At 46.4% G+C, this 12727-nt stretch carries 14 protein-coding genes and 8 tRNA genes; 5 read left to right on the top strand and 17 right to left on the bottom strand.

Annotated features, from left to right (window positions below):
- Positions 1-70: 70 nt before the first annotated feature.
- A complete protein-coding gene (locus FJQ58_RS18335; protein ID WP_139996019.1) occupies positions 71-793 on the top strand; it encodes a FadR/GntR family transcriptional regulator in 723 nt (240 codons plus the stop codon).
- Between the two features lie 1059 nt (positions 794-1852).
- Here FJQ58_RS18335 and FJQ58_RS18330 read toward each other — a convergent pair.
- The 4 genes from FJQ58_RS18330 to FJQ58_RS18315 are packed head-to-tail and all read right to left on the bottom strand — an operon-like array spanning position 1853 to position 6146.
- Positions 1853-2788 carry a DUF1861 family protein gene (locus FJQ58_RS18330; RefSeq protein ID WP_139996017.1) on the bottom strand — a complete coding sequence of 312 codons (936 nt, stop codon included), beginning with the start codon at positions 2786-2788 and terminating at the stop codon, positions 1853-1855.
- 16 nt (positions 2789-2804) lie between these two features.
- On the bottom strand, positions 2805-3884 hold the full coding sequence (locus FJQ58_RS18325; protein WP_139996015.1) for a mannose-1-phosphate guanylyltransferase: 1080 nt from the start codon (positions 3882-3884) through the stop codon (positions 2805-2807).
- Positions 3877-4974 carry a glycosyltransferase gene (locus FJQ58_RS18320; RefSeq protein WP_139996013.1) on the bottom strand — a complete coding sequence of 366 codons (1098 nt, stop codon included), beginning with the start codon at positions 4972-4974 and terminating at the stop codon, positions 3877-3879. The genes FJQ58_RS18325 and FJQ58_RS18320 overlap by 8 nt, the downstream gene beginning before the upstream one ends.
- The gene (locus FJQ58_RS18315; protein ID WP_139996077.1) at positions 4974-6146 is read right to left on the bottom strand and encodes a glycosyltransferase family 4 protein; all 1173 of its coding nucleotides are present in this window, start codon (positions 6144-6146) and stop codon (positions 4974-4976) included. Before FJQ58_RS18315 ends, FJQ58_RS18320 begins: the two co-directional genes overlap by 1 nt.
- Positions 6147-6524: 378 nt before the next feature.
- Between FJQ58_RS18315 and FJQ58_RS18310 the strand changes: the two genes are divergently transcribed.
- On the top strand, positions 6525-7097 hold the full coding sequence (locus tag FJQ58_RS18310; protein ID WP_162341570.1) for a 50S ribosomal protein L25: 573 nt from the start codon (positions 6525-6527) through the stop codon (positions 7095-7097).
- A gap of 51 nt (positions 7098-7148) precedes the next feature.
- Here the strand turns inward: FJQ58_RS18310 and FJQ58_RS18305 are convergent, their stop codons facing one another.
- Positions 7149-7379: a helix-turn-helix domain-containing protein gene (locus FJQ58_RS18305; RefSeq protein ID WP_139996009.1), complete on the bottom strand. Its 231-nt coding sequence runs from the start codon at positions 7377-7379 to the stop codon at positions 7149-7151.
- A 183-nt stretch (positions 7380-7562) separates the two neighbouring features.
- Between FJQ58_RS18305 and FJQ58_RS18300 the strand changes: the two genes are divergently transcribed.
- Positions 7563-8342 carry a copper amine oxidase N-terminal domain-containing protein gene (locus tag FJQ58_RS18300; RefSeq protein WP_139996007.1) on the top strand — a complete coding sequence of 260 codons (780 nt, stop codon included), beginning with the start codon at positions 7563-7565 and terminating at the stop codon, positions 8340-8342.
- Between the two features lie 92 nt (positions 8343-8434).
- Here the strand turns inward: FJQ58_RS18300 and FJQ58_RS18295 are convergent.
- From FJQ58_RS18295 to FJQ58_RS18250, 10 genes are all read right to left on the bottom strand, one after another.
- Positions 8435-8519 (bottom strand) — tRNA-Leu (locus tag FJQ58_RS18295).
- A gap of 54 nt (positions 8520-8573) precedes the next feature.
- Positions 8574-8649: transfer RNA gene (locus FJQ58_RS18290), tRNA-Lys, on the bottom strand.
- Between the two features lie 49 nt (positions 8650-8698).
- A tRNA-Glu gene (locus FJQ58_RS18285) sits at positions 8699-8773 on the bottom strand.
- A gap of 113 nt (positions 8774-8886) precedes the next feature.
- Positions 8887-9201 (bottom strand): hypothetical protein, encoded by a 315-nt coding sequence (locus tag FJQ58_RS18280; protein WP_139996005.1) that lies wholly within the window; start codon positions 9199-9201, stop codon positions 8887-8889.
- Between the two features lie 181 nt (positions 9202-9382).
- Positions 9383-9467: transfer RNA gene (locus FJQ58_RS18275), tRNA-Leu, on the bottom strand.
- Positions 9468-9513: 46 nt separating this feature from the next.
- Positions 9514-9589, bottom strand: a tRNA-Lys gene (locus FJQ58_RS18270).
- 52 nt (positions 9590-9641) lie between these two features.
- Positions 9642-9716, bottom strand: a tRNA-Glu gene (locus FJQ58_RS18265).
- Positions 9717-9824: 108 nt separating this feature from the next.
- Positions 9825-9915 (bottom strand) — tRNA-Ser (locus FJQ58_RS18260).
- Positions 9916-9920: 5 nt separating this feature from the next.
- Positions 9921-9996 (bottom strand) — tRNA-Asn (locus FJQ58_RS18255).
- Between the two features lie 27 nt (positions 9997-10023).
- Positions 10024-10503, bottom strand: a complete 480-nt coding sequence (locus FJQ58_RS18250) for a SprT family protein (RefSeq protein ID WP_139996003.1) — start codon at positions 10501-10503, stop codon at positions 10024-10026.
- A 130-nt stretch (positions 10504-10633) separates the two neighbouring features.
- Between FJQ58_RS18250 and FJQ58_RS18245 the strand changes: the two genes are divergently transcribed.
- Both FJQ58_RS18245 and cmpA read left to right on the top strand, forming a co-directional pair.
- Positions 10634-10996, top strand: coding sequence for a hydrolase/acyltransferase (locus FJQ58_RS18245; protein ID WP_139996001.1), 363 nt, complete (start codon positions 10634-10636; stop codon positions 10994-10996).
- Between the two features lie 79 nt (positions 10997-11075).
- A complete protein-coding gene (gene cmpA / locus FJQ58_RS18240; RefSeq protein WP_139996075.1) occupies positions 11076-11219 on the top strand; it encodes a cortex morphogenetic protein CmpA in 144 nt (47 codons plus the stop codon).
- 184 nt (positions 11220-11403) lie between these two features.
- On the opposite strand, the gene FJQ58_RS18235 is transcribed toward cmpA, so the two are convergent.
- Together FJQ58_RS18235 and FJQ58_RS18230 are read right to left on the bottom strand one after the other, a co-directional pair.
- On the bottom strand, positions 11404-12084 hold the full coding sequence (locus FJQ58_RS18235) for a nitroreductase family protein (protein WP_139995999.1): 681 nt from the start codon (positions 12082-12084) through the stop codon (positions 11404-11406).
- A gap of 181 nt (positions 12085-12265) precedes the next feature.
- Positions 12266-12712 (bottom strand): RrF2 family transcriptional regulator, encoded by a 447-nt coding sequence (locus FJQ58_RS18230; protein ID WP_139995997.1) that lies wholly within the window; start codon positions 12710-12712, stop codon positions 12266-12268.
- Between the last annotated feature and the right edge of the window lie 15 nt (positions 12713-12727).

Here is a 12727-nt window from a genome sequence, read left to right as displayed (position 1 = left end):
AAAAAAAGTATACAATAAAATAAAGCAATGTGAAAGAAGAAAAATGAATGACAAGCAGAGGATGACGTAAATGGAAGCTAATCATAAGCGGCCGCTCAAAAGCCATGAGTGGGTCATGAACGATATTAAGCGCCAACTGCAGGCCGGAGAGCTTGTACCAGGGGATCGTCTGTCCTCCGTGACCGAGCTCGCTTCTTCCTATGGCGTGGGACAGTCCACCATCCGTGAAGCCTTGAGCGCGCTCAAGGCAATGGGCATGCTGACGATCCGCCAAGGCAGCGGCACCTATGTAAGTGCGCCGCAGGAAGCGACTGCTCCTCCATCCTTTATGAACGATGAGCTGTGGGCCAGCAGGGCAACCAGCCTACGACATATATTGGAGGTTCGCAAAATGCTCGAAACCGGCTGCGCTGCGCTGGCAGCGACCAACCGGACCGAGGCAGATGTAACAGCGTTGGCAGCGATCATTGCGAGCATGCGCGAACGACTCGATGACGAGGCTTTTAACGAGCAGGCTGATATTCAATTCCATCAGCAGCTCGCGGCCGCGACTCATAATCCGATTCTAACGGAAATGATGGAGTCCTTGTCCGCCAAGCTTCATGACAGCATGCGGGATACGCGGGCGCTATGGTTCTACTCCCAGCGTTCCTCGGCCGAGCGGCTGCTGAACGAGCACCAAGCGATATACGAGGCTATACTGGAGCAAAATGCCCCAGCCGCTTCGCTGCGTATGGAAGAACATATCGCCAAGGTCGAGAAGGTTCTGATTACGAAGCTTAGTGAGGAGTAGGAGCTATTGGTTTATTAGCCATTGTAGTATGTATTCTAATAAATGCATATGAGGAGAGTTCTAAAGCTCCGCCATAAAGCTTGTAGTCAACTAGCAGACGTTTTCCTGAGACAACTGCGGATTTGTGCCGTTAGAGCGTCCTATCATTCGGATGATGCGTATTTTAAGTCTCCGAGATGCGTTGGCACAAAAGTGGCTTGATTGTTGAGATACTTTGTTGAAGTGTGTTGCTTAAGAAAAAGAATACTTGGTTTCTGAGGGACTTGAATATGTTGAACTAATAGCGCTGGCTGAGGATGCTGGAGAGACTTACATCATTAGCAGTACTGAGGCTCAGGATCGACGGCTGCTTGAACTGTTTGATTGCTGGTGGTATTTGGAGTTATAAAGCCACTAGGATTATTGTGTTAATTTAAATGCAGAATCCGCTGGATTTGTTAAGGGCATTGAACTGCTAGTAGTGTTAGAATTGCTGTAACTATTGAGCTTTTCGAGCTACTAGAGGCTGTTAAGTTACCGATACTGTTGAGCTTATCGAGCTAATAAGAATTTTTGATTTACTGATGCTTTTGCGCTTATTTAGCTAACTAGTGCTACTCTAACTATTGGCGTTGCTGCTCTTATTGAGCTACTACCGTTGCTAGAGTTACTGGCTATTGAAGTTACGGGACAGTTGAATTAGTCGGCCTTAACATGACTCCCAAACACTCAATAGTTTTTCTAGTTAGCGTAAAATATGTGCTGTCCTCGGAGTGACTAACACAGAATAAAACCAAATGAATAATCTACATGGAATTTTTCCCGCTAATTTCTCTTCTATTAATCCATACCAATCAATTAACGGGAATTTATCCCGTTATTTCTGCCCTATCCACCTTAATCGCTGGTAAGAGTCCAGATTAACGGGAGTTTCTCCAGCTTATTCTATTATATTTCGAATATCCTTGAAATTAATGGGAGCTTTTCCCGCTAATTTGCTCCAAGGCCCACTGCACCAGCAAAAATAGACCGTTACCCTGCCAAAATGCAGGATAGCGGCTTGTCATCATTGCTGCTCCATTACTCATATTCCGAGAAGGGATCTTCGATATCGATGCAGTGAGCTTCCGTGTCGCTCGCTCCCACGTAGAGCACCGCGCGGTTGTTAGCCTCTCGGACCAAGCCGCCGCTGAAGATCACGTCCACGAGGTCGGGACGTTTAGCCGGGCCTTCCGGAAAATCACTCCGCGTGGCGATAATTTTGACCGGGGACTTCTCCCTTGTCAGTGGATTAAGCACGAAAGACATCGCGTGGTAATGCAGCAGTCCTGCCTCGTCCGTATACGAGATATGGCCCAAGACGCCGAGGAAACCATTTTTGAGCAAATGGATCTCATTGGCCCCGCCCCACTCGTCCTTCAGAAACTGGTCGCGGAACAAGGGGGCTTGAATAATCGCCGTTTCCGATAGCTCCTCGAACGATTCCAAGATACTGAAGCCAATAACCGCTCTTGTGCCTTCAATGCCAAACGGCCTGGAGAATACCCCTACTGCCCCGCCAACAAGCTCGCACAAACGAATGTCCTTCATATTCCACGGGCCAGAAGCTGCGTGCTCCAGCTCATGCAGGTTCTTCCCACGGTACAGTACCGTTCGCCAGCCAATAATGGACCTTAAAGGCTCCTCGCCAAAATACAATGCTACCCCGCCGAATATCCATTCCCCATTGATCCTCGTAATAAAAGGGTCCTGCAGCTGAAATTTCGGCAAATCCAGCCTAGACGTCCACACGTCGTTCTTGCAAGTAAAAAATATGATCTCGGATTCCTCCGAGCTGCGCTCTTCCACGCGCCCCGCGATATACAGCTCGCCTTCGTTCATGAAAGGAGCCGTAATATTGTAGACATCCCGATCACCGACTCCGGCAAAATGGAGCTTTCTCCCTTTGCTATGAGCAGGTTGATACTCCAAAAGCAGCTCTTTGCACGTTTTCGTGATCCATTCCAATTTCATCATGGGGTAAGTGCCTCTCTTATGCGTATTCCTGCATACCCTTTTCCTTCAGCAATTTGACGATTTCCTTTACTTCCTGCGCCTTGTCTTTAGCACAAATTAACAGCGCATCCTTAGTATCCGCAATAATAAGGCCGTCGATCCCAATCGTCGTTATTAAGCGCTCTTGTCCGTAAATAATAGAATTGCGCGTTTCAATGCCAACATAGCTCGCTTTGACGATGTTGCCGTATTCATCCGGAGGGAAGATTGCGCCAAGCGCATCCCAGCTCCCAATATCATTCCAGCCAAAATCGCCTTCAATGACTACGACCTCGTCGCAGCGCTCCAAAATCCCGTAGTCGATCGATATGTTTTGCAGCAACGGATAGATTTCATTCATCTTATCCTCTTCCCCATCGGTGCCTATATACTCAATGAGGGGAAGCATCGTTTTGAAAAGCCTCGGCAAAAATCGTTTGAAATTTTCGATGATGCATGAGGTCTTCCAAATAAACATGCCGCTGTTCCATAAATAGTGGCCGGATTGCAAATAGGATTGCGCTTTGATAAAGCTGGGCTTTTCTACAAACTCAGCTACCTCATAGACTTGGCAGGGACTCGCGAGAATCGGATCATTTTTGCAGGAGATATAGCCATAGCCGGTAGAAGGAAAGGTAGGTTTAATGCCGATCGTTACGATTTTATCCGTATCCATCGCAATGCGGCAGGCATCCTCAAGCGTTTTCTTAAATCTCTCTTCTTCCGTAATGTGATGATCCGAGGGGAAGACAACCATAAGTGAATCGCCGTGGTTTTTCTCTATGAACAACGCTGCCAGCAAAATGCTCGCCGCCGTATTTTTGGCAACCGGCTCTACTAAAATATTGGCATGCTGCACACTCTTGTGCATAATGCTCTCTAGCAGCACCGCTTGGGTCCGATTGGTGACGACAATCGTATTCTCCATCGGAATTACGCCATTAAAACGTTCAATCGTATCGTTGAGCATAATATCATTTCCGCTAATATTAATCAGCTGCTTCGGCAGCTCCTGACGGGAAAGCGGCCAGAAACGGGTGCCTCCGCCTCCGGCAAGAATCGTTGCAAATTTATTCATGATGCATCACCAAATGAGCCATACAGTAGGAAACAATGTTTTCAGAGCCTTGGTTTAAATTTAGGCCCATCGCATGAATGCCATCATAGCAGCCGCCCGACTCCACATCAATCAACGATTGATTCAGCGAATTGCTTCCATGGAACCACTCATAGCATGCATTTGCTAAATTGCGATAATGAGTGTTGCCTAGCGTATGATAGGCCTCCATGCAAGCAAGAAGCATTTCACAAGCCTCTATCGGCTGTTCATCGTATAACGCCGTTTCACCGCCTCTTATCAGCCAACCGTGGCTTCCTGCTGGTTTAAAATACCCTTCTTTGGCAAACGTCTTTGCAGCCAAAAAATCAAGGCTTTCCTTGGCCGTTTCCCTGAATTCATTCCTATTGGAATAGTGCGAGGCTTTGAGAAGCGCCCATGGCAGCATTGCGTTTCCGTACGTCATGCTGTCCTCAAACCAGTGCCATTCCTCGCCCTTATTCCCTTCATATTGCACATGCAGCCTCATGGCTAGCTCACTGACTGCCGAAATAATGCCTGCTCGTGTCAGAAAATCCGGGTCAGCAACTTCCTTGCTGGCGTAAGGAAACTTGTAGCCGAGCCCATCCGGCTCCCCCAGCATCGCGGTTAATCCTATTACGGTATAGGCCATTGCCCGCGGTGAGCTTAAACGGTTCACATGCGGCAGCGCTTGATTGATCATATACCTGCATGTATTTTGCAAATTATCCGGCACGGAAGGCTCCGATAACGCAAAACCAAGCGCCCATAAGCAGCGGCCTTGGCAATCCTCTGAGCCCACGGTTTCAAGAAATACACGATTATATTCCATAAAATTGCGAAAGCTTCCGTCTTCATTTTGGGCATGATGGATAAAGGATAAGTAGATTTGGATCAACCTCAGGCTCTCCGCATCTTTCCTTGTTTTGTACAGCAGCACGGCTGCAATGAGAGCTCTTGCATTATCATCCGACGTATAGCCCTTCGACCGGTCTGGAATGCCGAATTTCGTATGCTGGAAAATCCCCGTATCATCGGTCAGCCTGTTTAAATAGCCGGTTAGCAACGGTCTAGCGATCGTTTTGACCATTAAACCGCACTCCCTTTCAGCACATAGCTGGCAACCATTGTCTCCCGAAAAAGTGCAGCATACGACTTGGCTATCTCATTCCACATCATCGTGCTGCCCAGCTCCAAGGTTTTCCGCTCCATATCCTCCTTCAGCTCGGGATGGTCCAAAATGTTCAGGATATGCTTCTCCAAAGAAGCCGAATCATGGAATTCCGCAAGCAAACCTCGGCCGTCGGCCAGCATCTCTACCGCATACCGGTACGGAGTCGAAATAACAACTCTGCCATACCCGATTCCATAAGCCAACGTTCCGCTAACCGCCTGATCCTTCCCAAGGTAAGGCGTCATATAAATATCGGATAAGACTAGCGATTGAACGACTTCCTCCTGCGTAAGATGCTTATCGACAAAAGAAACATTACGCTCAAGGCCCAGGCTGGATACCAGCTCAGTCAGCTTCGTGCGGTATACTTCACCGACCTCTTGCTTGACGACGGGATGGGTTTTGCCCCAAATGATATACAGCGCCTCCGGATGCTTCGCAACGACGCCGCTCATTGCTTGGATCGCATATTCGATCCCTTTGCCCGGGCTCAAAAAACCGAAAGTCGAGAGAATTGCACGATCCGTATAGCCATAGCTAGCTTTCAGCTCGCTCCTTGATGCGGTTTGGACCAAAGGGACGCCGTGATGGAACATTTCGATTTTCTCGCGGTCGATGCCATAAATCTCATGCAGATCCTGTATTTTGTTTTGCACCATCGTGACCGCTTTAAAGCTCAAATCTGCAAGCTTCTTCATAATGTGGCGCTGTTTAGGGCTAGGCTCGGCTAATACCGTGTGAAAGATAACAATAAACGGAACGGTCAGCTTCTCCGCCAGTTCCAGCACGTATTCGCCGCTTTCGCCGCCATAGATGCCGAACTCATGCTGGATGACAAGCAATTCAATGTTCGATAAATTGATTTCTGCTGCTGCCTTGCCGTAATCCGCTTGGTTGAATTGATCGATTTGAAGCATCACTTGGTTCCCGTACGCATAAGACTTGTTATTATTGACGGCGATCATCCTAGGCGCATTAAAGTCTTGCAAACGTTCGAGCTCATCCATAAGATCCTGTGAAAAGGTAGCCAAGCCGCATTCCCTCGGCAAACTCGTGCCCAAAAATGCGATATTATGCTTCTTCATCATCTTCCTCAAAGAAATCACTCCCATATTTTATAATTTATTACATCTGTCCATAAAAAAAAGAAATAAAGAGTTCTTTATTTCTCGTTCGGTCTATATGTGATTGGCTTCGTACCGCTTCCAAAGGATTTGTAGGCGGCTGTGATCTTCCACCGTTGCTGCCGTTCCGCTCCTGTCTGTTGCTCCAACCTTAACACGACCTTATTTTCTTGTCAACGAAGCGAAAATCTAGGCTTATTTGACAAACAGTAAACTTGTGATAAAATTAACATATGACAAGAAAATATGGTCGTTAGCGGGCTGATTACACATTCTAGTGCTAATCAGTCTTTTTTTATTGTCAGATTTACCGTACCCCATTCGATTAGGAGGCAATAAATGATGAGCAAAACCATCCAGTTAAACGAACGGGCTAATCTATCAAAATCTCAAATCAATTTGCTGAGAAAGCAAGGCCAAGTCCCAGCCATTGTATATGGCAAAGACGTCGGCAGCATCTCGGTGATCGTCGGAGAGAAAGAAATCATTTCCGTGATCAAGCACAATCCGCGCGCGATTCTGAACGCAGCAATTCCCGAGCAAGGGAACAAGCCTGTGTTGATTCAAAATATACAAAGAGATCCGCTTAGCAATAAAATTGTCCATGTCGATTTCTATCAATTGAATATGAACGAGAGTATGGATTCCAAAGTAACGATTCACTTCTCCGGTGAGCCGGTTGGCGTCAAAGAAGGCGGCACGCTTCAGGTTGAGATGTACGAGGTCGAGGTCCGCTGCATGCCGAATAATCTGCTTAGCGCTTTCGAGGTCGATATTAGCGGGCTTAAAATCGGCGATCAGCTGCATGTATCCGATCTAACTTTCCATGAAGGCATTGAAGTATTGTCTGATGCTGGCTCAATGCTTGTGAAGATCGCGCAAGCAAGTGCAGAAGAAGTCGTCATTCCAGCTTAATTGGTCTATTAATAGCAAAGGAACCCTATACGCCATGTACAGGGTTCCTTTTTATTTATCTGTTTCTTCCTCGAATTTCACTACGATAAACTGCCCAGGGCTAACGTCAAAATATTTGCAAAGCCGCCATATTAAATCCCGCGGATACTGAACCATCTCATCCTTGTACATTTTACGTACGGAATCAAAATGATAATCGATCTCTTTGGCAAGCTGCCTAATCGATAAAGTCGGATCCTTTTCCCTCATTAATTCTTTCAAGTTGCTATGAACCCCTGGCATGCGCACACCTCCATTTCTTTTAATATATATCGGCAGCTTAAGATAATCAACCGAGCATGCATAACAAAACCTTCCCCCTGCTCCATTCGTAAATTCCCTCCGCTTAACGCAACCCGTCCATGTTAATTGCGTCTAACTATTACTAGCTAGACTCTTTTACTTTATGGAACGGAGGAACTTATCATGAAGAAAACCGCTGTTGCGTTACTGGGACTTTGGCTGACTGTATCTACTATTTTGCCTAATCAAAGTTTTGCAGAGAATCAGCCCGACGCGAGCCCTTTTTCCATAATGGGAAAGGTCGTGCAAGGCCGTATGTTAGTGCCTGTTCGTGGCGTGTCTGCCGGATTAGGCGCCGATGTCGTCTGGAATCCGCAGTCCAAAACCGTCACTATTCTAAATGGGGAAAGCGAGGTTATATTGAAAATAAACTCAACCAAAGCGACACGGGATGGAAAAGAATTCACCATTGACGTTCCTGCACGGGTAAACGAAGGCGTTACTTACGTTCCGATTCGCTTTGTCAGCCAAGGGCTTGGCGGTACAATTTCTTGGGATCCTGCTACGAAAACGTCAAATGTAGCGTTAGGCGACAAGAATGTACTCATTACGACCGAAGCAACCTCCAACCATTCGGGCATCCCACAAGAATACATTAACGCGCTGATCAAAAAAGCTAACGAAGCTACTCAGCCTTCTTCCTATCCGCAAATCAGAGCCCATTTTAAAAATTATTTTACCGACGCTTTCATCAATAAAATCATCCAGCAAAAGGGTCTGGCCATTAATGAACAAATTACGAGTACGCCTTATAGCTATTCGGATAAGAACGAAGGATATATTAGCCAGGATGGCAGTGCAATTAACAGCGGCGGCTTGCTCGTGGAACGTAGGATCATTTTAAAATATATTCAGGACAAATGGATGGTCGACGATATCGCTTTCCTTTATTGGACTCCGTAAAGGAGCTGCTTCTTTGTCCACTGTCACGGATAATAATGTCAGACGCAACTAAAAAACGACCCTTTCGCAAGGGTCGTTGAGTTTATGATTATTGGTGCGGTAGACAGGATTTGAACCTGCACGTCCATGGGACACTACCCCCTCAAGATAGCGTGTCTGCCGTTCCACCACTACCGCACATTTGAAGTTACTGCTTGCCTTCATTCCATTCACTTTGAGAATCAAAGAAAATGGTGAGCCATGAAGGACTCGAACCTTCGACACCCTGATTAAAAGTCAGGTGCTCTACCAACTGAGCTAATGGCTCTCACTGTGACGTGGTCGAGCTCATTAGAGCTGATACACATTGAGGATAATGGTGACCCGTAGGGGACTCGAACCCCTGTTACCTCCGTGAAAGGGAGGTGTCTTAACCACTTGACCAACGGGCCGTTTGCTACACCATAAAGATGTCTACCTGAGACAACAAAAATGATTATATCAGCTTCTCAGCAAAAGTACAAGCATTTTTTTCGAAAATAATCAAAGCGGCAAGCCGCCCTGCTTATCCGATTGTTTCAGCTTTAAATACGTTATCGAGCTTGTCCTCAGGCGTTAGTCTTTTTTTCAAAGGGACCTTAACATCTCTGCCAAGCTCTTTAAAGAAAGTTTCAACGTCGCACTCGATTTTGTCGACGTAAACGGATAATACGCCTTTTTCGATGATCGCTTCGTTGCCCTCAGCAGGCACCGTTACCTCGATTGAATATTTCTTCATTAAAGTGTTGCTGTAACGACCAAAAATCTCAAGCAATTCCTCGTTGTTAAATTTGCCAATGGCCGCTTGTCCTTTGTTCGTAAAGTTTAAGTTGATTTTCATATTTACAGCTCCTCTTCTCTAATGATGCATCTGTTCAGACGGTTCGAGTAACTTATAACGAAAAAACCACTCTCTAGTCAGATTTTATGATCTGAATATAAAGTGGCATCATCTATCAGAAAAGTGCATTCAGAATGACACCTTCTAAGTTCACCTATACGCATCGGCTAAGAGTAAGTTATGGTGCGGTAGACAGGATTTGAACCTGCACGTCCATGGGACACTACCCCCTCAAGATAGCGTGTCTGCCGTTCCACCACTACCGCACATTTATAAGTTAATTATCCTTCGCTTCCATTCTGATAAAACAAATGGTGAGCCATGAAGGACTCGAACCTTCGACACCCTGATTAAAAGTCAGGTGCTCTACCAACTGAGCTAATGGCTCTCGCTGTAGTTGTATCCGATCTCCTGAAGAGCCCGTACACTTTAAGCATAAATGGTGACCCGTAGGGGACTCGAACCCCTGTTACCTCCGTGAAAGGGAGGTGTCTTAACCACTTGACCAACGGGCCGTATATGTTACATCAATCATCGCTTCTCACTGCCCTGCAACCTTGAGTGGCAAATAAAAAAGACCGGATGAACGGTCTTCCCGTTACAAACACTTGTGAGAAAAAATGTGGCGGAGAGAGAGGGATTCGAACCCTCGCACCACTTACGCAGTCTAACCCCTTAGCAGAGGGTCCCCTTGAGCCACTTGGGTATCTCTCCAAATCTGGCTCCCCGAACAGGACTCGAACCTGTGACAACTCGATTAACAGTCGAGTGCTCTACCAACTGAGCTATCAGGGAAAAGTAAAAGTGACAAGTAATAATATATCATGTGGTACTTTCAATGTCAATCGTTTTTAACAATAATTTTCCGCGGCATTTTCCACACACATATTTGGCCGGATCTACCTTCCGTTTTCGTAAATATTCCATGCCGCAATTGCGGCATATAAGCTTGTACCGAAACGGCTGCTGCTTGCTCTGTGCGCGTTCAGGAAGCGACTGGCAATAGCGTGAACCGCCAACATGGGCAAGCAGCTGCTTGAAATCAGCATCTCGGTGCTTGTATCCCCGCTTCATTATATGCAAATGATAATGGCATAGCTCATGCTTAATTATTTTTTCCGTTTCCTCCGGACCAAATTCAGAAAGCTGATGCGGGCTAATCTCGATATTATGCGATCGCGTAAAATATCGTCCGCCTGTCGCTTTCAATCGGCTGTTGAAAGTCGCATGGTGCAAAAAAGGCCTGCCGAAGAAAGTTATGGAAATGCGTTCAACCCATTGCTGCAAAGCCTCATTGTTCATTGATTATTCTCCCCCAACTACTTGAATTTTAAAGCTGCGATACGCTACACTGTCAAGTAGGAATTATAAAATTGATGAAATATCGGCAAATGACGGACGGTAACATACCGAGGGGAGACCAAACACGATTATGGCAACTATGCGCTATGTCTTACTGAAACAAAGCGACAACATTCTGTTTGTCGAAATGCCCGCTTCGCACGCTTATCAGCTTAGCGCGCTCAACCTGCGGCTCCATAAAGAAATTGACAAGCTCACCGCAGAACACATTCCTAATCTGCCTTATGCACTAGCCGAATGCGATGATGTCGAACTGCATGATACGAGCATCACGATTATTTCCGGCCTTGATTACATTAACAGCCTGGAACAGGATTTTGCTGTGGTGAAGGAAAAAGCATACCCGCTGATCTCGTTACTCACTGAAATTCGCGCGCTTCAAGCGCAGCTTGAGCAGTGGTACGAAGAGTACGAGGAAGAACAGAGCATTTAGAGTGGACCTGCACGGTCAATCGCCCTTCCCCATATTGTAGTATTACAACAAGTCAGCCCCTGGGAGGAGGACGATGCGTATGCCACAGTGGCTGTGCAATCAACTCATGCGCGCATTTCAAAAGAAGGATCGCAGGCAAATCAAGCTGCTGAACGACTGCTGGTATTTTTATCGCAATAAACAAAGTCCGAAGGAACAAATCAGCGGTACCGAATTCCAATGATCGATCCCGATTGGATCACATAACCGCAAGCGTGCGTCACTTTGATTGCAAGTGCAGTTCTTCTTGCGGCAAATATAAGCGAAGTTATCTATGCAAAGCGCATAACTACTTATATTGGTACGACAAAAACCGGCCTCCGCCTACGCGAGGGGCCGGTTTTTTTTTTATACGTAATCCTGCACGATTAAGCCTTGAACTCATTGAAAGAAACAATGTCCTCAAGCGGCAGGCGAGTCGTTGGATGTCCAGCAGCAGCTGCTTTACCGATTGGCAGCACCAGGGTTGGCACATAACGCTCCGAAATGTTGAAGAGCTCTTTCAGTTGCTCCTTGTTGTAACCGCCCATAGGAACCGTATCATAGCCTTTAGCGCGCGCTGTAAGCATAAGCTGCATGGCAATCAGGCCCGTATCAAAAACTACGATATCCCTTAAGCGCTCCGCTGGCAGGCTCGAATACATATTAGTGGAATTTGTAATAAAGGTATTGGCGACTTCTTCCGTCATATAACCGGCTTTTGCGGCAGCGCCGTAAATTTTCTCCGACAATGTGTACATTTCCAAATCGCCCAGAACAACTATGATTGCTGAAGCTTCCACGACTTGCTGTTGGTTAAATGCGATAGGAAGCAGCTTTTGTTTAAGCTCAGCATCAGTGATAACGAGAAAGCGCCAAGGCTGCATGTTAGAGCCTGAAGGAGCTTTTGTGGCGATCTCCAATATTTCACGGATTTCCTCATCTGAAATGACAACATTGCTGTCGTATTTGCGAACGGAACGGCGCTCGTCAAGCACGGTAAAAAAAGCAGGCTGAGCATTTTCATTCGTTTGTACGCTTACTTGCGAATCAATTTGAGTGTTAGACATTGGGTTTCCCTCCAAAGGATATTTTTTTATCTGTGCATCATTTTACTCAGTATAGCTCAAAAATAATACTGTGTTTTTAACTGCACAGTTAACAGCGCAATGAACTGTATCATTTATATACACAGTATAAGGTCGCGAATATGCGTTTGTCAATTGACTAACTTTGTTATTTTTCCGCCTATTAAGGACGGTAAGTCCACGTTCTCTCCGCGAGCTGGGCAATCGTATGCTGCTGTAGCGTATCAATCGTTTTCTCTTCTATTTCATTTGCGATATCGACAAACGCCGATTGCATAAGCATGCTTGAATCTTTGGTGCACACCGTATCCAGCATGCCGCTGCATAACGGTTCACCGACTTTAAGAGCCAAGTATACCTCGGCAAGGGTAAGCGATTCTGGCGCCCGCTTTAGCCGGTATCCCCCGTCGCGTCCTTCCTTCGTTTCAATCAGCTGCGCTGCCGCCAGCTTCGCAAGTACTTTGCGCAGCTGCGTTGCCTCTGATTTTAAACAGTCGGCGATGGCAGCGCTCGGGTAGATCTCCGATTTGCGCGATAAGATCACAAGCGCCTGCAGTGCCAAACCAAACCATTTGGGGTGTGCCGTGCTTGCAGCCCTGTCTGTTTTCATAGTCATCTCACTCCT

This window comes from Paenibacillus paridis (assembly GCF_006345825.1).
GTDB lineage: Bacteria > Bacillota > Bacilli > Paenibacillales > Paenibacillaceae > Pristimantibacillus > Pristimantibacillus paridis.
This window is presented reverse-complemented; position numbering and strand designations above follow the sequence as displayed.